This window comes from Achromobacter sp. GD03932 (assembly GCF_029839485.1).
GTDB classification, from domain to species: Bacteria; Pseudomonadota; Gammaproteobacteria; order Burkholderiales; family Burkholderiaceae_B; genus Achromobacter; species Achromobacter bronchisepticus_A.
Window position 1 is genome coordinate 92,384 of sequence record NZ_JAOCAT010000005.1, and the last position, 20,198, is coordinate 112,581.

Annotated in this window: 19 protein-coding genes and 2 tRNA genes; 10 read left to right on the plus strand and 11 right to left on the minus strand. The window is 65.8% G+C overall.

The window, feature by feature from the left end:
- Positions 1-8: 8 nt before the first annotated feature.
- The 6 genes from N5C88_RS06525 to N5C88_RS06550 all read left to right on the plus strand — a co-directional run bounded on the left by N5C88_RS06525 (position 9) and on the right by N5C88_RS06550 (position 5,357).
- Complete coding sequence (locus N5C88_RS06525) at positions 9-944, plus strand: fumarate hydratase (protein ID WP_059373764.1); 936 nt, start codon at positions 9-11, stop codon at positions 942-944.
- Positions 938-1,618 carry a fumarate hydratase C-terminal domain-containing protein gene (locus N5C88_RS06530; RefSeq protein ID WP_280014996.1) on the plus strand — a complete coding sequence of 227 codons (681 nt, stop codon included), beginning with the start codon at positions 938-940 and terminating at the stop codon, positions 1,616-1,618. Before N5C88_RS06525 ends, N5C88_RS06530 begins: the two co-directional genes overlap by 7 nt.
- Before the next feature lie 49 nt (positions 1,619-1,667).
- Complete coding sequence (locus tag N5C88_RS06535) at positions 1,668-2,501, plus strand: amidohydrolase family protein (RefSeq protein WP_280014997.1); 834 nt, start codon at positions 1,668-1,670, stop codon at positions 2,499-2,501.
- A 53-nt stretch (positions 2,502-2,554) separates the two neighbouring features.
- The gene (locus N5C88_RS06540; protein ID WP_054450007.1) at positions 2,555-3,427 is read left to right on the plus strand and encodes a LysR substrate-binding domain-containing protein; all 873 of its coding nucleotides are present in this window, start codon (positions 2,555-2,557) and stop codon (positions 3,425-3,427) included.
- A 169-nt stretch (positions 3,428-3,596) separates the two neighbouring features.
- Entirely contained in the window at positions 3,597-4,598 is a 1,002-nt protein-coding gene (locus N5C88_RS06545; RefSeq protein WP_059373768.1) for a tripartite tricarboxylate transporter substrate binding protein, read from the plus strand.
- Positions 4,599-4,604: 6 nt separating this feature from the next.
- Positions 4,605-5,357: a sulfite exporter TauE/SafE family protein gene (locus N5C88_RS06550; RefSeq protein WP_347881384.1), complete on the plus strand. Its 753-nt coding sequence runs from the start codon at positions 4,605-4,607 to the stop codon at positions 5,355-5,357.
- 12 nt (positions 5,358-5,369) lie between these two features.
- On the opposite strand, the gene N5C88_RS06555 is transcribed toward N5C88_RS06550, so the two are convergent.
- Positions 5,370-6,899, minus strand: a complete 1,530-nt coding sequence (locus N5C88_RS06555; RefSeq protein WP_118932873.1) for a CoA-acylating methylmalonate-semialdehyde dehydrogenase — start codon at positions 6,897-6,899, stop codon at positions 5,370-5,372.
- A gap of 119 nt (positions 6,900-7,018) precedes the next feature.
- Here N5C88_RS06555 and N5C88_RS06560 point away from each other — a divergent pair, with 119 nt between their 5' ends.
- The gene (locus N5C88_RS06560) at positions 7,019-7,984 is read left to right on the plus strand and encodes a LysR family transcriptional regulator (RefSeq protein ID WP_280014998.1); all 966 of its coding nucleotides are present in this window, start codon (positions 7,019-7,021) and stop codon (positions 7,982-7,984) included.
- Here the strand turns inward: N5C88_RS06560 and N5C88_RS06565 are convergent.
- The 6 genes from N5C88_RS06565 to N5C88_RS06590 form a co-directional block, all read right to left on the minus strand.
- Positions 7,981-8,982 carry a tripartite tricarboxylate transporter substrate binding protein gene (locus N5C88_RS06565; RefSeq protein WP_280014999.1) on the minus strand — a complete coding sequence of 334 codons (1,002 nt, stop codon included), beginning with the start codon at positions 8,980-8,982 and terminating at the stop codon, positions 7,981-7,983. The two genes, N5C88_RS06560 and N5C88_RS06565, sit on opposite strands and share 4 nt — an antisense overlap.
- 61 nt (positions 8,983-9,043) lie before the next feature.
- A complete protein-coding gene (locus N5C88_RS06570; RefSeq protein WP_280015000.1) occupies positions 9,044-10,675 on the minus strand; it encodes a thiamine pyrophosphate-binding protein in 1,632 nt (543 codons plus the stop codon).
- Positions 10,676-10,788: 113 nt separating this feature from the next.
- Positions 10,789-12,246, minus strand: coding sequence for a catalase (locus N5C88_RS06575; RefSeq protein ID WP_059373772.1), 1,458 nt, complete (start codon positions 12,244-12,246; stop codon positions 10,789-10,791).
- A gap of 84 nt (positions 12,247-12,330) precedes the next feature.
- Positions 12,331-12,564 (minus strand): hypothetical protein, encoded by a 234-nt coding sequence (locus tag N5C88_RS06580; RefSeq protein ID WP_059373773.1) that lies wholly within the window; start codon positions 12,562-12,564, stop codon positions 12,331-12,333.
- Between the two features lie 78 nt (positions 12,565-12,642).
- Positions 12,643-12,716 (minus strand) — tRNA-Cys (locus N5C88_RS06585).
- 285 nt (positions 12,717-13,001) lie between these two features.
- A tRNA-Gly gene (locus tag N5C88_RS06590) sits at positions 13,002-13,077 on the minus strand.
- Between the two features lie 228 nt (positions 13,078-13,305).
- Between N5C88_RS06590 and murB the strand changes: the two genes are divergently transcribed.
- Positions 13,306-14,352, plus strand: a complete 1,047-nt coding sequence (gene murB / locus N5C88_RS06595) for a UDP-N-acetylmuramate dehydrogenase (protein ID WP_059373774.1) — start codon at positions 13,306-13,308, stop codon at positions 14,350-14,352.
- A gap of 62 nt (positions 14,353-14,414) precedes the next feature.
- Here murB and dapB read toward each other — a convergent pair whose 3' ends face one another.
- Entirely contained in the window at positions 14,415-15,206 is a 792-nt protein-coding gene (gene dapB, locus N5C88_RS06600; protein WP_118932867.1) for a 4-hydroxy-tetrahydrodipicolinate reductase, read from the minus strand.
- Positions 15,207-15,221: 15 nt separating this feature from the next.
- Positions 15,222-15,758, minus strand: coding sequence for an outer membrane protein assembly factor BamE (locus tag N5C88_RS06605; protein ID WP_059373776.1), 537 nt, complete (start codon positions 15,756-15,758; stop codon positions 15,222-15,224).
- Positions 15,759-15,910: 152 nt separating this feature from the next.
- Between N5C88_RS06605 and fur the strand changes: the two genes are divergently transcribed.
- Positions 15,911-16,330 carry a ferric iron uptake transcriptional regulator gene (gene fur, locus N5C88_RS06610; protein WP_013391855.1) on the plus strand — a complete coding sequence of 140 codons (420 nt, stop codon included), beginning with the start codon at positions 15,911-15,913 and terminating at the stop codon, positions 16,328-16,330.
- A gap of 139 nt (positions 16,331-16,469) precedes the next feature.
- Here fur and recN read toward each other — a convergent pair whose 3' ends face one another.
- A complete protein-coding gene (gene recN / locus N5C88_RS06615) occupies positions 16,470-18,125 on the minus strand; it encodes a DNA repair protein RecN (RefSeq protein ID WP_280015001.1) in 1,656 nt (551 codons plus the stop codon).
- Positions 18,126-18,138: 13 nt separating this feature from the next.
- Positions 18,139-19,038 (minus strand): NAD kinase, encoded by a 900-nt coding sequence (locus N5C88_RS06620; protein WP_059373778.1) that lies wholly within the window; start codon positions 19,036-19,038, stop codon positions 18,139-18,141.
- Between the two features lie 141 nt (positions 19,039-19,179).
- Between N5C88_RS06620 and hrcA the strand changes: the two genes are divergently transcribed.
- Complete coding sequence (gene hrcA / locus N5C88_RS06625; RefSeq protein WP_054450033.1) at positions 19,180-20,184, plus strand: heat-inducible transcriptional repressor HrcA; 1,005 nt, start codon at positions 19,180-19,182, stop codon at positions 20,182-20,184.
- Positions 20,185-20,198 lie beyond the last annotated feature (14 nt).

Below are 20,198 nucleotides of genomic sequence, written 5' to 3' on the forward strand. Positions count from 1 at the left end.
TCCCAATCATGAGCATCCCTGTCCAGAAAGTTGAAGAGGCGGCGCTGGAGATCATGCGCCGCGCGGCCATCGAAATCCCGGCCGACTACAAGCGCGGCATCCAGGAACTGCAGAAGAAGGAAACCGGCAAGCTGCCGCGTTTCGTCATCCACGCCATGATGGACAACTGGGAAGCGGCCGACCAGGACCGGCGTCCCATGTGCGCCGACACCGGCCTGCCGCGCTACTACGTCAAGGTGGGCAACCACGCCTCGGTCGACAGCGGCTTCGTCGCCGTGGAACGCGCACTGCGCCACGCCACGGCCGAGGCCACGGTCAGCGTGCCGCTGCGGCCCAACCGCGTGCATCCGCTCTGGCGCACCGATCACAACAACAACGTCGGCATCAACGCGCCCGAGATCGAATGGTCGTTCGAGCCGGACAGCGACTGGATAGACATCACCACCGTGCACAAGGGCGGGCTGTTCGGCACCGACTACCGCATGCTGTTTCCCGGCGACGGCATAGACGGCATCAAGCGCTTCGTGCTGGACACGCTGATCGCCTTCGGCAAGCGCGGGCTGGCCTGTCAGCCGGCCATCGTCGGCATCGGACTGGGCGGCTCCAAGGACACCTGCATGCAGCTGGGCAAGCAGGCCGCCTGTCTGCGCACGGTAGGGGACCGCAATCCGGACCCCAAGGTGGCGGAATTGGAACTGGAGCTGATGCGGCTGGGAAATTCCATCGGCATGGGCGCCATGGGTTTCGTTGGTTCCGGCATGGTGGTGGACTGCCATATCGAGTGCGGCTACACCCACACCGGTGGCATGCCCATCAGCCTGCACACCTTTTGCCTGTCTTCGCGCCGCGCCACCGCGCGGATCCATGCCAACGGGGAGATCGAGTACCGCACCGATCCCCAGTGGTTCACGCCCTACATGCGCCGGGAGACGGTCGAATGGTAAGCAACGACGACGACATCAAGGTCTTTCATCTGGACCTGCCCGCCAGGCGCGAAGACATCGCCAGGCTCGAACTCGGCTCGGCCGTGTACTTGAACGGCGTGGTCTACACGGCCCGCGAGGGTGTGTACAAGAAGGTGCTGGACCAGGGCTTGCCGCTGCCCGTGGACTTGCGCGCCATCAGCAACGTCAACTTCCATTGCTCGCCGGCGGCCGCGCCGGACGGCCGCGGCGGCTACAACGTGGGTGCGGTCACCGCCACCGCCTCGTTCCGATTTTCCAAGTGGATACCGCGCTGGCTGGAGGAGACCGGCTGCCGCATCCTGATCGGCAAGGGCGGCATGCCCGCGGACGACTACAAGCAGGTGTTGGCGCCCGGCGGCGCGATCTACCTGACCACCGTGGGCTACGGCACGGGCGCCTTGCTGGGGCGGGGCATCAAGCGCGTGCGCGAAGTGCACTGGCTGGACGAACTGGGCATTGCCCAGGCCATGTGGCTGTTCGAGGTCGAGAATTTCGGGCCTTTCATCGTCGAGAGCGACCTGGAAGGCAATTCGCTCTTCGCCCAGCACGCCGAGACCATCAACGCGGGCATCGAGAAGCTCTATGCCGGGCTGAAGCCGCCCGCCTTGCATCGCTACGGCGAGACGGACGACCGCAAGGACGAAGTGATGTAGGCGCGGCAGCACGGCTTGCGGCAACCCCATACCTGACAGAGATACTGCGATGATCATCGACTTTAGGCTGCGGCCGCCGGTAGGCGGCTTCCTGGACACGCTGATGTACTCGGCGGGAGAACGCCGCGACGGCTTTACGCGGACGGTGGGTTTCGAGCCCTCGGCAGCGGCGCAGCAGCAATCGATGGCGCTGCTGCTGAAAGAAATGGACGCCGCGCGGATAGACCGCGGCGTGGTCGTGGGCCGCCTGGCCGGCGTGCTGGGCAGCGTATCCAACGAGGACGTGCGCGGCATCGTCGCCGAGCATCCGGGCCGATTCATCGGCGCCGCCTCCATCGACCCCACCGACCGGCGCCGCGCGTGCCAGACCATCAGCCAGGCAGTCGAGGACGGTTTCAAGCTGATCAACATCGAGCCTGGCTCCTACCCGGTTCCCATGTGCGCCGACGACAGGCGCCTCTATCCGATCTACGGCCACTGCGAGGACCTGGGCGTGCCGGTGATCATGATGGTGGGAGGCACTGCGGGGCCGGACTTGAGCTATTCGGACCCGATACGGACCGACCGGGTGCTGGCGGACTTTCCCGGCCTGAACGTGGTGGTCGCCCATGGCGGCTGGCCCTGGGTCAACGAGATCCTGCACCTGGCCTTTCGGCGCCAGAACCTGTGGCTGTCGCCCGATATGTACTTCTCCCGCATGCCGGGCTGGGAGGAATACGTGAAGGCGGCCGACGGCTTTCTCTCGGACAGGATGCTTTACGCCAGCTCATTCCCGTTCTGCCCGGTGCAAGGGTACAAAGAGTGGTTCGAGACCTTGCCGATCCGGCAAGATAATCTAGGGAAAGTCATGGGAGGGAACGCGCGGCGGCTGCTCGGCCTCTAGCGCGGCATACTCCTCTTTTCCGCAACGCCGCTCTTCACCAGGAACCTTCTTGCATGGACATCCGGACGCTCTACACGCTGATCGCGATTGCAGACCACGGCAGTTTCGCCGAGGCTGGCAATACCATCGGCCTGTCGCTGTCGGCGGTGAGCATGCAGGTCCGCGCGCTCGAGGACGAACTGGGCATCACGATCTTCGACCGCAGCCGGCGTCCGCCGATACTCACGGACACGGGGTTGGCGCTGGTGCACCGGGCGCGCGACCTGATCGCGCATTGGGAAAGCATGAGCGCCGCCCTGAAGAAAGGCACCTCGTCGGGACTGCTCAGGCTCGGCAGCGTCCACACCTGTGTGTCCGGCGTGCTGCCGCTCGCGCTGCGGCACCTGCAGAAGCAGGGCCACGGCCTGGAGGTCCACGTCACCACGGGGCTCACGCACGACCTGGAGCGCGCCATTTATCACCGGCAGCTGGACGTGGCGATCGTGACCGAGCCCGACGCGCCGCGCTCGGGCCTGGATTTCCTGCCGTTCGTCGAGGAGCAACTGGTCGTCATCGCCCACCGCTCGGTCAAGGGCGCCAGCGATCAGGAGATCCTGGAGCAGAACCCTTATGTCCGCTTCAATCGTTCGGCGCGCGTGGGGCATCTGGTGCAGGAAGAGATGGTGCGCAGGCGCATCACCGTGCGTTCGACCATGGAGATCGACAACCTGGAAGGCGTGATCGCCATGGTGGCCAATGGCCTGGGCGCATCGGTGGTGCCGGCCTGCCGCGGCAGGAACGAGTTTCCGCCGGGTATCCGCGTCATTCCGTTCGGCTCGCCCACCGTCACGCGCCGTCTGGGCATCCTGGCGCCGAAAGAGAACCCGCGGGCCCATCTTACGCAGTTGTTGCTCGATGCATTGAAGTCAGTCTGTGCCGGCCAGTAGTTCTTAGTCCGGTAGTTCTGTAGTTCAGCAGCCTAGTAGTCCGCAGAAAAACACCGCAACGCCCCAAAAAATCGAGCCATCGGCCCGAGGGTCAGTTGCTGCCTGGCGAATCGTCAGCCGGCCGCGAGCCGGCGGGCTTCGCCGTCCCGCGAACTGAAGGAGACAATCCATGAAGAACGAAATCCGACCCAATGATGTACGCCGCCGCATCGTCAAGACGCTGGGCTGTGGCCTCGCGCTTACGCCGTTTATCGCCTTGCCGGCGCGGGCCGATTGGCCGGCGGACAAGGCCATACGCATGATCGTCCCGTTTTCGGCGGGCGGGGCCACCGACCTGCTGGGCCGCGCCTTGGCGGCCGAATTGGGCAAGGGCCTGAAGCAGAGCGTAATCGTCGAGAACCGCGCGGGCGCTGGCGGCAGCGTGGGCGCGCAGGCCGTCGCCAGCGCGCCGGCGGACGGCTATACGCTGTTGCTCGCGTCGGGCAGCATGTTCACGGTCAACCAGTTCATCTACAGCAAGCTGCCTTATTCGCTGACGGATTTCAGTCCCATCGGCAAGGTGGCCAACGGACCCATGGTCATCACCGTCAATGCCAACCTGCCGGTCAAGAACACGCGCGAACTGATCGAGTACGCGCGCGCCAGGCCGGGCAAGCTCAGCTTCTCGTCGGCGGGCGTGGGCAGCCAGACGCACATGGCGGGCGAAGCCTTCAGCGACGCGGCGGGGATCGAACTCATGCACGTCCCGTACAAGGGCGAGGGCCCGGCCTACACCGACCTCATGGCGGGCGTGATCGAGGTCGCCGTGGGCAATATCAACGCCATCGTGCCGCTGCTCAAGGGAGGACGCCTGCGGGCGCTGTCCGTGACGGGGAAGGAACGTTCGGCGTTGCTGCCGGACGTGCCGACCACGGCCGAGGACGGCGTGCCGGGGTTCGAGTTCACGGGCTGGTTCGCCTTGCTGGCGCCGGCGGGCACGCCCCAGGCCTCGGTCGACCGGCTGCTGGCCGATGCCAAGGCGGCGGTCGCGCAGCCCAACATGCAGCGCTATCTGGCTGACCAGGGGATGTCGGCGACCATCGTGCCTGCCGCCGCGCTCAAGGAGGAGATCGCCCGGGAGTCCGCCAAGTGGAAGGCGCTGGTGGAAAAGAAGAAGATCACCGCGAGCTGATTCCCCATGATGCCGTCCGATACGCTCGCCTGCGCCGCGCCCGTCGTCCTTGCCGCCTATGTCGTCTTCGGGATGACGGGGTTCGGCGCGGCCATGGTGGCTGTGCCGCTGCTGGTTCAGTTCATGCCCTTGCAGTTCGCGGTTCCGCTGGTGGTGCTGTTCGACCTGGCTTGTACCGCCCTGGTGGGTGGCAGCAATTGGCGGCGCGTTTCCCTGGTCGAACTCAAGCGCCTGTTTCCCTGGTTGCTGCTGGGGATAGGACTGGGTGTGACGCTGCTGCACAACGCCGGCGCCCGCTGGCCCCTGATCCTGCTGGGCAGCTTCGTGCTGGCCGTGTGCATCAAGGGGCTGCGAGGCGCGCGGGCCAAGCCGTCGGCGCCGCTGAACACCTTCTGGGCCTTGCCGTTCGGCGTGTTCGGCGGCATCTTCAGCGCGCTGTTCGGCACCGGCGGGCCGATCTACACCATCTATCTGTCGCGCCGGCTGGATGCGCTGGACCAGTTCCGCGCCACGATCTCGGTGGTCATCCTGGCCAGCGGCCTGATCCGGGCGGCGGCCTTCGGCGCCGCCGGACTGTATGCGCAGCCGGAAATCCTGTCCGCAGCCGCCGTGCTGCTGCCCGTGGCGCTGATCGGCCTGTACGGCGGATCCCGCCTCAGGGTCCGGGTGTCCCCGGAACTGCTGAAGCGGGCCATCCTCGTGCTGCTCGCGATAGCGGGCGCGGGCGCCATCTATCGCGGATGGGTCTCGCCTGCGTGAGACGGACTGCCGTTACTTGGCCGTCGGCATGGCGAACTCGGCGCCCTTGCCGATGCTTTCGGGCCAGCGCTGCATGATCGACTTCTGACGCGTGTAGAAGCGCACGCCTTCTTCGCCATAGGCGTGCATGTCGCCGAACAGGCTGCGCTTCCAGCCGCCGAAGCCATGCCAGGCCATGGGCACAGGGATGGGCACGTTGATGCCCACCATGCCCACCTCGATGCGGCGGCCGAACTCGCGCGCCACGTTGCCGTCGCGGGTAAAGCAGGCCACGCCGTTGCCGAATTCATGGGCATTGATGAGATCCACCGCCTCTTTCAGGTCCTTGACCCGCACGCAGCCCAGCACCGGGCCGAAGATCTCTTCCTTGTAGATGCGCATGTCCGGCGTGACGTGGTCGAACAGCGTGCCGCCCATCCAGAAGCCGTCGCCGCAGCCCGCGCCCGCCTGCGAGCCTTGGAAGCCGCGGCCGTCCACCAGCAGTTGCGCGCCTTCCTGCACGCCGAGATCGATGTAGCCGCTGATGCGCTCATGCGCGGCGCGGGTCACGATGGGACCCATCTCGGCTGCGGGATTCTCGCCGTCCAGCACCTTCAGCGTCTTGGTGCGTTCGATCAGCCTGGGCAGCAGCCGGTCGGCCACGTCGCCCACCAGCACCGCCACGCTGATCGCCATGCAGCGCTCGCCGGCCGAACCGTAGCCGGCGCCGATCAGGGCGTCGACCGCCTGGTCGATGTCGGCGTCCGGCATCACGACCATGTGGTTCTTGGCGCCGCCCAGGGCCTGCACGCGCTTGCCATGGCGCGCACCGGTCTCGTAGATGTAGTTGGCGATGGGCGTGGAGCCGACGAAGCTGATGGCCTTCACGTCCGGGTGTTCCAGCAGCGCATCCACCGCCACCTTGTCGCCCTGCACCACGTTGAACACGCCATCGGGCAGGCCGGCTTCGCGCAGCAGTTCGGCGATGCGCAGCGACGCGCTGGGGTCGGTGGGGCTGGGCTTGAGCACGAAGGTGTTGCCCGCCGCGATCGCCACCGGGAACATCCACATGGGCACCATCACCGGGAAGTTGAACGGCGTGATCCCCGCCACCACACCCAAGGGCTGGCGCAGCGTCCAGTTGTCGATGCCGGTGGATACCTGCTCGGTATGGGCGCCCTTCAGCAGCTGGGGGACGCCGCAGGCGAACTCGACGATGTCGATGCCGCGCGTGACTTCGCCTTGCGCATCGCTGAAAACCTTGCCATGCTCGGCAGTGATCAAGTGGGCAAGTTCGTCGCGATGCTTGTTCATCAGTTCAAGAAACCTGAACAGCACGCGTGCGCGGCGGATGGGAGGGGTGTCCGCCCATTGCGGAAACGCCGCCCTGGCGCTGGCCACGGCGCGGTTCACCTCGTCGGGCGTGGCCAGGGCCACCTGCCTGGCGACAACGCCCGTGGCCGGGTTGTAGACGGGCTGGCGGCTGCCTGTCCCGTCGACGAGGCTGCCGCCGATATAGTGTCCGGCATCGCGGGATTGGGCGCTGGCATTGCTTGCGGTCATGGCTGGCTCCTGGGCTCATGCATGGTGTTCTGGAGCTGGCAATGTCGCGCATTGCCGCCCGGCCGTCGAGATCAGAGGGCTGGAATCAGTGTTTGATGTTTCGAACAATGGAGCAGGGCATGACGAAAACCAGACGTCTGGAAGATCTGTGGTCGCATATCCATTGCCTTGGGGTGCTGGCCGATACCGGCAGCTATACGGCGGCCGCGCGCCGCCTGCAGATCAGCAAGGCGTCGGTGAGCCAGCGCATCGTGGAACTGGAGCAGGCGGCTGGCGTCCCTCTCGTGCGCCGCACCACCCGCAGCGTCGGCCTGACGGAGGCGGGGCAGAGCCTGGTCGACCAGACCGCGGCGGCCTTTCTGCGCATCGAAGAGGGCTTCTCGGCCGTGCGGGACCTGTCCGAGGGGCCGCGCGGCGTGCTGTCCGTGACCGCGCCCGTGGCCCTGGGACGTCAGGTCATTGCGCCGCTGATACCTGGATTCCTGAAGAATTTTCCCGATGTGCGGATCCAGCTCGAACTCAGCGACCATCTGGCGTCCCTGGCTACCGAAGGCTTCGACCTGGCCATCCGGCATGTGGCCGGCGTGCCGGACACGCACGTCGCCTCGGTCATCTGCGAGACGCGCTCCGTGCTTGTCGCTGCCCCGGAGTATCTGGCACAGCATGGCACGCCCAAGACGCCGATGGATCTGGCCGTCCACAATTGCCTGCACTACCTGCGGCGCAGCGGCAGCGCGACCTGGTCGTTCGAGTCGCGTGACGGAGACAAGCGCGTGGCGGTTCCGGTGCGCGGCAGCTTCACCGCGAACAACAGCGAAGTGCTGAGGGAGGTGGCTGTCGGATCCCTGGGGATCGCGCTGGTGCCGGATTTCAGCGCCAACCAGGCCCTGCGCAGCGGAGAGCTGGTCGAGGTCCTGCGCGGGTGGCGCGTGGTGGGCGAATATGCGGAACGGCTGTACGCAGTCAGGCCCTACACGCCGCGCGTGCCGCTGACCGTATCCTCATTCGTCGGCTACCTGCGCGAGGCGATCCCGGCGTCCGCCGGACTCGGCGGGCCGCCAGGAACGGGGGGTGGGGCTGGCTAGTTGACCTGCAGTCCGGCCTTGGCCACAAGGTCGGCGTAGATCGCGGCCCCCTGGCTGACGTATTTTTCCGTCTCCGCGGGGGGCAGGACGTGAGGGATGCCGCCGAAGTTGGCGTTGCCCGCGATCCACTTCGGATCCTGCGAGATCTGCTTGAGCACGGCGGCCCATTTGGCCACGGCTTCGGGACTCATGCCGGGCGGCCCGAACAGTCCGCTCCAGCCTATGACCGCCTCAAGTTGGGGCAGCCCCAGCTCGCGCGCGGTGGGTATGTCGGGGAACTGCGCCAGGCGTTCGGGCGTGGTCGTCAGCAGGGCGCGCAGCTTGCCGCTGGCGAGTATGCCCGTCATTGAACTCAGGTTGTTGCAGGCGAAGTCCGCATCCTTGCTGAGCACCGCCAGCGCGACCTCGTTGCCGCCCTTGTAGGGGACGTTGACCACGGCCTCGGGCTTCAGGCCGAGACTGCTGAGCAACAGCTGCGGTGCAAGGTTCTGCACCGTTGCCGGACCGGAGTGGCTGTAGTTGAGCTTGCCGGGGCGGTCCTTCAAGGCCTGCGCCAGATCGCCCATCGTTTTGTAGGGGCTGTCCGGATGCACCACGCAGACCACGGGGTTCAACTCCAGCAGTCCGATGTACGTGAAGTCCTTTGCGGTGTAAGGCGTGGTCTTGGGTTGCAGCGCGGGCAGCAGGACCTGGGAGCCGATCCGGCCGACCAGCAAGGTGTAGCCGTCGGGCGCGGCGTTCTTCACGGCGGCCGAGCCGATCGCGCCATTCGCCCCGGCCTTATTGACCACGACCAGCGGCTGGCCAAGCAAGCCTTGCGCGGCGGCAGCCAAGTTGCGGGCCGCCATGTCGGCGTCGCCGCCCGCGCTGAACGGCACGATGAGCTGGACGGGTTTGGCGGGATAGGATTGGGCGGTCGCCAGGCCCGGAAGCGTGGCAAGCATGCAAATCGCGGCGCGAGCGAACGCGCCCGGCCAGAGGCCGGTAGGTCTCATCATGAGGGTCTCCTGTCGTGCTAAGGGACGAAACCGGACTGCAGCTGGGCTCGATGCTTCGAGGTCAATGACCGGTTGCGGACTGCATTGATGCGCTGAAAACCGGAGCGGGTTCGCCCGCCAGGGATACGTTGATGCACGCGGGCAGCCCGCTGTCCGCCGCCGCGCGCAGCGCGGTGGCGAGGCTGTCGCGGTCCTGCGCGGCGTAGCCGGCTCCGCCGAGCGCCGCGGCGACTTCTTGATAGCGCGCGGTCGGCGCGAGTTGGCAGCCGATCAGCCTTTGCGGGCCGTAGGTACGCATCTGGATGAGATGTTCCGCGTTCCAGCGCAGGTCGTTGCCGATCACGGCGACGATCGCGGCCTGTTCGCGCGCCGCCGTGTCCAGCTCCATCAGGTGAAAGCCCGCCGTGCCATCGCCCATGAGCACGGCCACGGTGGCGTCGGGCTGTGCGATCTTGGCGGCGATGGCGTAGCAGATGCCCGCGCCGATCGCGCCGGACATGCCGTTGATGATGCGCACCGGCGCCTGGCAGTAAGCCTGCGCCCACTGGCCGAATTCGCCGCCGTCGCACACCAGGATCGGGTTGGGGGCGGAGGCGAGAAACGTCTGGACGGTCTCACATAGCGCGCGCGGCCCCAACGCACCCTCGGCGCAAGCCGTGGCGCCCAGCGTGTTCCGGTTGCGCAGCGCGTCGTCCACCCGCGCGCGCCACGAGGCGCGTTCGGCCGGGGCTGGCGCTGCCCGCAACGCGGGCAGCACGGCGTAGGGATCGCCCTGCAAGGCCAGGGCCAGGCGGTCGCCCAGCAAGCGGGCAGCGCGTTCCAGCATCGCGGGGTCGGGATCTATCGCCACGATCCGGGCCGTCTTGCCCAGCGCGCCGGCGCCGCCGAAGCCCAGCGTGAAGTCCAGGCACTTGCCCGCCAGCACGATGAGGTCCGCTTGCGGAATGAGTTCGGCCAGGGATCCCAGGGAAGGGTCCTTCAGGCCGCGAGGGCTTTCCATGGGAATGAGGCGCGCGCCTAGCACTGCTTCCAGCCTTTCGCGAACTGCGCGCATGTGCGGCCGTGCGCCGGTGGGGCCGGCCAGCACCAGGGGCCGCTGCGCCGGATTCACCAACGCGGCGAGCAGTTCCAGGCCGGCTGCGTCCACCGCGGCGGGCTCACGCTTGGGTGTAGTGGCGGGCAGTTCAGCCAAGCCCGTCTCCGCAGTCATCAGGTCGAAAGGCAGAGCCAGATGGACTGGACCGCGCCGGGGAGCAAGCGCTTGCGCGACCGCGCTGTCTAGCGCGGGATAGAGTTCCTGCACGGTCCGCGGACGCAGCGAAAGCTTGGTCAAGGAACGGGTGATGGAAACCTGGTCCAGTTCCTGGAACGCGCCCATGCCGTCTTCCCCTACCGGGGAGTCGCCGGAAATGAGAAGCACCGGGCTTTCGGCCTGTGCCGCCGAATAGAGCGGCGCCAGGCCATTGGTGATGCCCGGCGCTGCGGTCAGCATCGCGACGCCTAGTTCGCCGGTGATCTGGGACCACGCATCCGCCATGAAGACAGCGGCCGCCTCATGCCGCACGTGGATGATGCGGATGCCTGCGTCGATACAGGCATCGTAGAGCGGCATGATCTGATTGCCGGACAGACTGAAGATGGTCTTGACGCCCAGGCGATGCAGCGTACGGATAATCAACTGGGATCCAAGCACCTGTGTCTCCGCTGAGGCTGCGTCGGTTGTACGCCGCGCACCTGTTTTTTACCGGCTATGGGAGAGTTCAGTGTATCGGCTATCCGTGGCGGGTTGGTTGATGTTTTTTGAAGCTAGGGGGCGGCCCGCGGATGGTCTTGTTCCGTCTGCATGACCGCGTCGCGCACGCCTTGCCCGTAGGCCGGGTCTGCCCGTGTGCAGTTGGCGATGTGGCGCTCGATGACTTCCCTGGAGGCGCCGCGGATCGCGCGCGCGGTGTTTTGGAATAGCCTTTGCTTTTCGTCTGCCGCCATCAAGCGGAACAGGTTGCCGGGCTGGGAGTAGTAGTCGGCATCTTCCCTGTGGTCCCAGCGGGCCGCGGCGCCATTAAGGTCCAGCGGCGGTTCGGAGTAGTCCGGCTGCGCCTGCAGCGCGCCATGGCTGTTGGGCGTATACGCGGGCGTGCTGCCGCCGTTGCCATCCACGCGCATGGCCCCGTCGCGGTGATAACTGTGAAACGGGCAGCGCGGCGCGTTCACCGGTATCTGCGGATAGTTCACGCCCAGGCGATAGCGCTGCGTGTCCCCATACGAGAACAGGCGGCCCTGCAGCATCTTGTCGGGCGAGAAGCCGATGCCGGGCACGATTACCGCGGGGCTGAAGGCGGCCTGCTCGACCTCGGCGAAGAAATTCTCTGGGTTTCGATTGAGCTCCAGGACACCGACCTCGATCAACGGATAATCCCGGTGCGGCCAGACCTTGGTCAGATCGAAGGGATTGAGCGGGTAGGTATGGGCCTCGGCCTCGGGCATGATCTGCACGTACAGGGTCCAGCGCGGGAACTCGCCGCGTTCGATCGCTTCGTACAGGTCGCGCTGGTTGCTCTCGCGGTCTGCGGCGATGACCTGACCGGCCTCGGCGTCCGTCAGGTTCTGGATGCCCTGCTGGGTCTTGAAGGTGAACTTGACCCAGAACCGCTCGCGGGCGGCGTTGATGAAGCTATAGGTATGGCTGCCGAAGCCATGCATGTGGCGGTAACTCTTCGGAATGCCGCGGTCGCCCATGATGAGCGTCACCTGATGCAGGGTCTCGGGCAGCAGGGTCCAGTAGTCCCAGTTGTTCTGCGGGCTGCGCATGCCGGTGCGGGGATCGCGCTTGACGGCCCGGTTCAGGTCGGAGAACTTCAGCGGGTCGCGCACGAAGAAGACCGGCGTGTTGTTGCCGACCAGGTCCCAGTTGCCTTCCTCGGTATAGAACTTGAGCGCGAAGCCGCGGATGTCGCGTTCGGCGTCGGCTGCGCCGCGTTCGCCCGCCACGGTGGAGAAGCGGGCGAACATCTCGGTCCGCTTGCCTACCTGGCTGAAGATCCTGGCCTTGGTGTAGCGCGTGATGTCATGGGTGACGGTGAACGTGCCGAAGGCGCCGGCGCCCTTGGCGTGCATGCGCCGCTCGGGGATTACTTCGCGGTCGAAGTGAGCCATCTTTTCCAGGAACCAGACGTCCTGCAACAGCGCCGGTCCGCGCCGGCCGGCGGTCATGGTGTTGTCGTCGTCCGGAACGGGGGCGCCGAATGCGGTGGTGAGTTTGCTCATGATGGGCTCCTTGCATGGTTCAACGGGGCAGCGGCCTTCAAGAGCGGGTGCGTCGCAGCGGGCCCGGATCCGGCCACGCGGGGGTCAGGCGTAGTGCTCGATGGGGGAGTGATCCTCCAGGCGCAGCACGCGGCCATCGATGACGAGGGACGGCAGGCGGGTGATGCCGAGCGCCTTGGCCTGGGCGGCGGACTCGGGCTGCCGCGCGAGGTCGAATGATTCGTAGCGGTGCAGCGGCGTCGCGAAGGCGGCGGCCATGCTGCGGTCTATGCCCAGGCAGAGATTGCAGCCGTCGTGGAACAGGGTGACTTGAATCAAGGCGATCTCCTTGGCGTGCCGCCAGGGCGGCTGCGTCCGGGCACCCGTACCCTATGGGCCGACATGCCAGGCTGGTCTTGGAGGCGCGGGCTGGAATCGAACCAACCTCAGGAGATTTGCAATCTGCCGCATGACCACTCTGCCACCGCGCCGCTTTCTTTGTCCTAGGACGTAATGAATGGTACGCAAGCCGGGCAGGGCGTGGACTTCCTCGAATCCACGAAAATTGTCCTGGCGTCCAGGATGAATGGCGCAGGCCAAGGGGCGTGTATGTCATAGGCCGCGTGCGTGGCGGCTAGGGGATTCGTGCCGGAGAGGGGCGGGGCGATATGGCCGCAGGCAGCGTGGAGAAATGCCCGATTTTCGAGCAGAAATGAAAAAAGGGCCCGGAGGGCCCTTTCTCAAGGATTTCCAGAAAAGATCTGGAAATCAAAATTTGGAGCGGGAGACGAGTCTCGAACTCGCGACCTCAACCTTGGCAAGGTTGCGCTCTACCAACTGAGCTACTCCCGCATGGGTTCTGCACTTGAACAGCCAGAACCTGTTTTCTTATTCACTCTGATCAACTTGGTTATCGATCAGAAGGCGCGCATTCTACATGATTTTTTTGAGCTTGTCTTGGCCTGGACTTATTTGGATTTGTTCACTGCAAGCAGTTTTCGAACAAAGCCTGAAATTCAGGGCAAGCACTCAATCAAGTAATATGAGCGAAGACAGAAACTATAGCAATCCGCAGCACCCATGTCAAATTCTTCCGCCAAAGTCCTTCCGTCCCCCGACTTGTCTCCCGTCAGCCAGGATCTCACCCGGTTGAATACGCTGGGCCTGGCGTCGCGGGCCGGGGCCTTTGTGACCCTGGAGGATGCGGCGCAGCTGCCGGCGCTGTCGCAGCTGGCGCACGAGGCGTCCTCCCTGCTGGTGCTGGGCGGGGGCAGCAATCTGGTGTTGCCGAGCCAGGTGCCGGGACTGGTGGCGCGCGTCGCGTTCAAGGGCGTGCGCCTGCTGGAAGCCCGGCCGGATGCCTGGCTGATCGAGGCGGCGGGCGGTGAGACCTGGCACGGCTTTGTCGAAACCTGCGTGAACCAGGGCTGGGACGGGCTGGAAAACCTGGCGTTGATCCCGGGTACGGTGGGCGCGGCGCCGGTGCAGAATATCGGCGCCTACGGCGTCGAACTGCAGGAACGCTTCCACAGCCTGACCGCCTGGGACGTGCGCGCAGGCCGCCAGGTCGAAATGAGCGCGGCCGATTGCCGCTTTTCCTATCGCGACAGCGTGTTCAAGCACGACGAGCCCGGACGGTGGGTCATCGTGAGCGTGCGTTTCGCCTTGCCCCGGCCGTGGCGGCCGGTGCTGGGTTACCCCGACCTGCAGCGCCACGCGCGGCTGGCGGCGGGGCAGCCAGCCGCCCGAGACATCTTCGACGCGGTGTGTGAGATCCGCCGCGCCAAGCTGCCCGATCCGGCGGTGACGGGCAACGCAGGCAGCTTTTTCAAGAACCCCATCGTGTCGGCGCAAGTGCGGGACGGGCTGCTGGAGCGTTTTCCCGGCCTGGTGTCGTACGCCCAGCCCGATGGCGGCTACAAGCTCGCAGCCGGCTGGCTGATAGACCAATGCGGCTGGAAGGGCCGCTCGCTGGGGGCCGCAGGCGTGCATGAGCGCCAGGCCCTGGTGCTGGTCAACCGCGGCGGGGCCACGGCAGCCGACATCATGGGCTTGGCGCATGCCATCCAGGCGGCGGTGTCCGAGCGCTACGGCGTGCGGCTTGAACCGGAACCCGTGGTGGTGTGAGGCCGTTTGGGCCAGGCAAGAAAAAGGACCCCGCAGGGTCCTTTTTCTTGCAGGCGAGGGCTTCAGAGGCCCAGCACCGATTGCATGTCGTACAGGCCGTTGTGCTTGCCTTCCAGGAAACGGGCGGCGCGCAGGGCGCCTTCCGCGTAGGTGGCGCGGCTGGCCGAGCGGTGCGTGATCTCGATGCGTTCGCCGGTGCCGCAGAAGGACACGGTATGGTCGCCGACGATGTCGCCGCCGCGCAGCACGGAGAAGCCTATGGTGCCGGGCTTGCGCACGCCGGTATCGCCATGGCGGCTCCAGGTGGCGACGTCCGGCAGGGCCACGTTCCAGGCCGAAGCGATGGTTTCGCCCATTTTCAGCGCGGTGCCCGAAGGCGCGTCGACCTTGTTGCGGTGGTGCGCTTCGAAGACTTCGACGTCGTAGCCGGAGTTCAGGATGCGCGCGGCCATGTCCAGCAGCTTGAGCGTGGCGTTCACGCCCACGCTCATGTTGGGCGCGAAGACGATGCCGATCTTCTGGGCGGCGACTTCGATCGCGGCGCGGCCGTTGTCGTCGAAACCGGTGGTGCCGATGACGGCGTTCACGCCGTGCTTGACGCAGGCCTGCAGGTGTTCGAGCGTGCCTTCCGGACGGGTGAAGTCGATCAGGCAGTCGGCCAGGGCCAGAGCGTCGAGGTCATCGGTGATGGCCACGCCCGTCTGCTTGCCCAGCGGCGCGCCGGCGTCCTGGCCCAGCGCCGCCGAGCCCTGGCGGTCCAGCGCCACGGCAAGCTGCAGGCCGGAGGCGTTCAGGACGGCTTCGATCAGCATTTGGCCCATACGGCCGCTGGCGCCGGCAATTGCGATACGCATAGATAGTCCTTGGTGTTACTTGAGCGGCTCGGGGGCGTTGCCGGGCTGGCCAGGGTACTGGTTGAGGGGGCTGACCGGGGCGGCGGAGTCGCGCTTGCGCTGGTCTTCCTCTTCCTTCTGGCGGGTTTCGTCTTCGATGAGGCGCTTGTCCGCCTTTTCGTCGGCGACGGCGTCGGGCGTATTGATCTGGTAAGGCTGCAGCTCAGGCTGCTTGTCGCCTTCCCAGCGGGTCAGCCGGTCGTTTTCGAACCAGACGGTGAATTTGCGTTCCTGGGCGTCGCCGTAGCCAGGCTTGTAGTAGTAGGGGTAGTCCCAGCGGTTGGCGTGCAGCACGCTGGTCAGCGTCGGGCTGCCGAGGGCGAAGCGCACCTGTTCGCGCGTCATGCCAGGCTGCAGCAGGGCGACCTGTTCCTGGGTGATCCAGTTTCCTTGCTGGACGCCGGCCTTGTAGGGGAAGCCCCACTTGTCCCCCGAGCATCCAGCCAGGGCGACGGCCAGAGCGGCCACTGCCAGGCCGGTCTTCAGCGAGCGGGAGGGAATTCGTGCAATCATGGACACTACGCGCCCCTATTATTTGGAAGCAGACAAAACCGTTATCATAAAGGTTTCATAAGGATAGTTCCGCGTGGCGGCATGATTTCGGTGAGCCGGCTCGCGGTGAACCTATCCTGCCCATGCCAACGCGGACGGAGAGCGATTACACCATGAGCGACCAAAGCGAACTGAAGAACATGGGTTTGAAGGCGACGTTTCCCCGCCTGAAAATTCTTGATATTTTCCGGAAATCGGACCAACGGCACCTGAGCGCCGAAGACGTCTATCGTGCCCTGATCGGCGAAAACGTCGAAATCGGGCTGGCAACCGTCTACCGCGTCCTGACCCAGTTCGAACAGGCCGGCATCCTTGCCCGCAGCCAGTTCGACAGCGGCAAGGCGGTGTTCGAGCTCAACGACGGCGATCACCATGATCACCTGATTTGCACGAATTGCGGCAAGGTGGTCGAGTTTTCGGATCCCGAGATCGAGAAGCGCCAACAAAAGATTGCCAAGGACAACGCCTTCGCGCTGGAAAGCCACGCCATGGTGTTGTACGGCATTTGCGGCAGCTGCATGAAGGGCCGCTGACCCGGCCCTGCATACGACCCGCGGCTACGCTCGCGGCGGGTCCGTAAGATCCAAATCCCCTTCAATATGAAGGGGATTTTTTTATGGCGCGAATCGGCCCTTTTTTCTGTGCCCCGCCGTAACAAGGCCGGCCAGCGCTTCAGTTCTGCCCGAAACCTTCCAGCATCTCGCGGGCGTGTTCGCGGGTGGTCGCGGTGAGCTTGATTCCGCCCAGCATGCGCGCGATTTCCTCCACGCGGGAGGGCGCGTCCAGTTCTTCGATGCTGGAGCGGGTGGCGCCGCGCGATTCCGCCTTGCTGACCAGGAACTGGTTGTTGGCGCAGGCCGCGACCTGGGGCAGGTGGGTCACGCACAGCACCTGATGGCGTTCGCCGAGTTCGCGCAGCAGCTTGCCGACGGCCTCGGCCACCGCGCCGCCCACGCCGCTGTCGACTTCGTCGAAGATCAGTGTGGGCACGCGCGCGGCGCGGCTGGCGATGACGGACAGCGCCAGCGAAATCCGCGACAGTTCGCCACCCGATGCCACCTTGGCCAGCGGCCGCGGCGTGGTGCCGGCATGGCCGGCCACCAGGAATTCGACCTGTTCGTTGCCATGCGCGGAGGGCGCCGATTCGGCCAGTGTGGGTTCGAACTTGCCGCCCTGCATGGCCAGCGTCTGCATGGCCCGCGTGACCTGCTTGCCCAGGTCCTTGGCGATCTTGCGGCGTGCGGTCGTCAGCTTGGCCGCCGCGGCGTCGTATTGCGCCTGTGCGGCCTGCGCCTGGGCGCGCAGGGCGTCGATGTCGCCTGCGGCCTGCAGCGCCGCAAGCTGGGTGTGCAGCGTGTCGCGCAGCTCGCAAAGCGCGTCGGGCTCGACGCGGAATTTGCGAGCGGTTTCGAATACCAGGCCCAGGCGCGCCTCGACCGCCACCAGCCGCTGCGGATCGAGATCGACGCGGCTGACGTAGTTGTTCAGGTCGGAGACGGCCTCGCTGATCGCGATGCGGGCCGATTCCAGTTCGTCGTAGACGCCTTGCAGGCCGGGATCGTGGCGCAGCATCTGCTGGATGCGGTGGTTGGCCGAGGTGAGCCGGTGGTGCGCGGAATCGCCTTCGCCGTCCAGCCCTTCGAGGATCTGGTTGGCGCCGTCCAGCAGGGATTGCGCGTGCGACAGGCGCGTGTGCTCGGACTGCAGCGCATCCCATTCGTCGGGGCCGAGATTCAGCTGGTCGAGCTCGTCGACCTGCCATTGCAGGCGGTCGCGTTCGGTAGCCAGGCTTGCGGCGTCCTTTTCGGCGGATTCCAGCTGGCGCGCCAGCGCGCGCCATTGCTTCCAGGCCTGGCCGACCGCGGTGCGCAATTCGCCGTGGCCGCCGTGGGCGTCCAGCAGATCGCGCTGGGCGTCGGCGCGCATCAGGCTCTGGTGCGCGTGCTGGCCGTGGATATCGACCAGGCTGTCGCCCAGTTCGCGCAATTGCGCCACGGTCGCGGGCGTGCCGTTGATGTAGGCGCGGCTGCGGCCCTGGGCATCGATGACGCGGCGCAAGGACAGTTCCGTGTCGGCGTCGATCTCGCGTTCTTGCAGCCAGGCGATCAGGCCCTTGGGGGTATCGAAGACCGCGGTGATGTCGGCGCGCGGCGCGCCCTCGCGCAGCATGCTGGCGTCGCCGCGTTCGCCCAGCGCGAGCGCCAGCGCGTCCACCAGGATGGATTTGCCCGCGCCGGTCTCGCCGGAAAAGACGGTGAAGCCGGGGCCGAAATGGATCTCGGTCTGTTCGACGATGACGAAGTCGCGGATATGCAGGGTGCGCAGCATGTCGGGGCGCTTACTACTCTACGTTGTCGGAGGCTTCGGGCATCAGGTTCCAGTGCAGCTTGCGGCGCAGGGTGGAGAAGAAACTGTAGCCTTCGGGATGCACGAAGCGGATGGTATAGGGCGCGCGCTGTACGACGATGCGGTCGCCCGGCTGCAGGTCGGACCAGGTCTGCATGTCGAAATGCACGCTGGCGCCGACTTCCACGCGGCCCATGGCCGTGAGCGTCATGTTCAGCACGCCGCTGTCGGGAATGACGATGGGGCGGTTGGACAGCGTCTGCGGCGCCACGGGCACCAGCACCATGGCGTTCATGCCCGGATGCAGGATGGGGCCGTTGGCCGACAGCGCGTACGCGGTGGAGCCCGTGGGGGTGGCGATGATCAGGCCGTCGGCGCGCTGCGTGTACATGAACGCGCCGTCCAGCTCGACCCGCACTTCGATCATGCCGCCGCGTCCCGCGCGGTTCAGCACCACGTCGTTCAGCGCGGACGCGGAGTACATCTTCTGGTCGCCGCGCCACACGCTGCCTTCGAGCAGCATGCGTTCCTCGATCTGGAAGCTGCCTTCGAGCACGCGCGCCAGGGCGCTGTGCGCGTCCTGCAACGCGATGTCGGTGATGAAGCCCAGGCGTCCGTGGTTGATGCCAACCAGCGGCATGCCATAAGGAGCGAGGTGGCGGCTGGCGCCCAGCACGGTGCCGTCGCCGCCCATGACGACGGCCAGCGACGCGGTCTTGCCGATTTCCTCGAGCGTGGCGACGGGGTATTCGGTCAGCCCGGTGTTGCGCGCCGTGTCCGCATCGATGAGCACCTGCCGGCCCGCTTGCGTCAGCGCGTGGGCGAGTGCTCTCAGCGGTGTGTCCAGGCCGGTGTCCTGGTATCTGCCGATCAGGGCTACGGTAGGAAAATGCATGGCTGCTTGCGTATCAAAAAAGGCCGGACCAGAAGCCGAAACCTGCCCGGAATGGGCGGTTTAGCCGATTATATGGGGCCGCATATGTGCTTGCGGGACAAAAATCGCCTCAATTGAAAAAGATTCCCTAAAATACTTGTTATGGATGACCGCGCACGCGCACTACTGAAAGCGTTGATCGAACGCTATATCGCCGATGGGCAGCCAGTCGGCTCGCGGACGCTATCGAAAGTATTCGACTTGTCCCCGGCCACGATCCGCAATGTGATGGCGGATCTCGAAGAACTGGGACTGATCCACAGCCCGCACACCTCCGCCGGCCGCGTGCCCACGCCGCGGGGATACCGCATGTTCGTCGATTCGTTGCTGGCGGTGCAGTCCTACCAGCTCGAACCGCACAACATGGGCGAGATGCTGGCGGCCGCCGAACCCACGCGCGCCGTCAACGCCGCAGCGGCCCTGCTGTCCAACCTGACCCAGTTCGCGGGCGTGGTGCTCACGCCCAAGCGCGCCCAGGTTTTCCGCCAGATCGAATTCATTCGCCTGTCCGACAAGCGCGTGCTGCTCATCATCGTCACGCCCGACGGCGATGTCCAGAACCGAATTCTTTTCGTGCAGCGCGACTATGCCGAAGCGGAACTGCTGGAAGCCGGCAATTTCTTCAACATGCATTTCGCCGGCAAGTCTTTCAATGTCGTGCGGCAAACCCTGTCGACCGAACTGGCGCAATTGCGCGAGGATATCTCGCGCCTGATGCAGGCCGCGGTCGAAGCCAGCGCGGAAGCCGCTGAAGACGGCGACGCCATGGTCATCTCCGGAGAGCGCAAGCTGCTGGACGTGACCGACATCGCCTCCGACATGGACCGCCTGCGCAAGATGTTTTCGCTGTTCGAGAAAAAAACCGACCTGCTGCAGCTCCTGGACGTGTCCACCCGGGCCCAGGGCGTGCAGATCTACATCGGCGGCGATTCGCAGCTGGTGCCGATGGAAGAGGTCTCGGTCATCACCGCGCCTTACGGCGTGGACGGCAAGGTCGTGGGTACCCTGGGCGTGATCGGTCCCACGCGCATGGCCTACGAACGCGTCATTCCCATCGTGGATATCACGGCGCGCTTGCTGTCCAACGCCCTCAGCCACAACCAGTAGGTCCATCCGAAGCT

Coding starts and splice junctions, on each gene's coding strand:
- N5C88_RS06525 (WP_059373764.1), top strand. CDS start 9: ATGAGCATCCCTGTCCAGAAAGTTGAAGAGGCGGCGCTGGAGATCATG.
- N5C88_RS06530 (WP_280014996.1), top strand. CDS start 938: ATGGTAAGCAACGACGACGACATCAAGGTCTTTCATCTGGACCTGCCC.
- N5C88_RS06535 (WP_280014997.1), top strand. CDS start 1,668: ATGATCATCGACTTTAGGCTGCGGCCGCCGGTAGGCGGCTTCCTGGAC.
- N5C88_RS06540 (WP_054450007.1), top strand. CDS start 2,555: ATGGACATCCGGACGCTCTACACGCTGATCGCGATTGCAGACCACGGC.
- N5C88_RS06545 (WP_059373768.1), top strand. CDS start 3,597: ATGAAGAACGAAATCCGACCCAATGATGTACGCCGCCGCATCGTCAAG.
- N5C88_RS06550 (WP_347881384.1), top strand. CDS start 4,605: ATGATGCCGTCCGATACGCTCGCCTGCGCCGCGCCCGTCGTCCTTGCC.
- N5C88_RS06555 (WP_118932873.1), bottom strand. CDS start 6,899: ATGACCGCAAGCAATGCCAGCGCCCAATCCCGCGATGCCGGACACTAT.
- N5C88_RS06560 (WP_280014998.1), top strand. CDS start 7,019: ATGACGAAAACCAGACGTCTGGAAGATCTGTGGTCGCATATCCATTGC.
- N5C88_RS06565 (WP_280014999.1), bottom strand. CDS start 8,982: ATGATGAGACCTACCGGCCTCTGGCCGGGCGCGTTCGCTCGCGCCGCG.
- N5C88_RS06575 (WP_059373772.1), bottom strand. CDS start 12,246: ATGAGCAAACTCACCACCGCATTCGGCGCCCCCGTTCCGGACGACGAC.
- murB (WP_059373774.1), top strand. CDS start 13,306: ATGTCAAATTCTTCCGCCAAAGTCCTTCCGTCCCCCGACTTGTCTCCC.
- dapB (WP_118932867.1), bottom strand. CDS start 15,206: ATGCGTATCGCAATTGCCGGCGCCAGCGGCCGTATGGGCCAAATGCTG.
- N5C88_RS06605 (WP_059373776.1), bottom strand. CDS start 15,758: ATGATTGCACGAATTCCCTCCCGCTCGCTGAAGACCGGCCTGGCAGTG.
- fur (WP_013391855.1), top strand. CDS start 15,911: ATGAGCGACCAAAGCGAACTGAAGAACATGGGTTTGAAGGCGACGTTT.
- recN (WP_280015001.1), bottom strand. CDS start 18,125: ATGCTGCGCACCCTGCATATCCGCGACTTCGTCATCGTCGAACAGACC.
- N5C88_RS06620 (WP_059373778.1), bottom strand. CDS start 19,038: ATGCATTTTCCTACCGTAGCCCTGATCGGCAGATACCAGGACACCGGC.
- hrcA (WP_054450033.1), top strand. CDS start 19,180: ATGGATGACCGCGCACGCGCACTACTGAAAGCGTTGATCGAACGCTAT.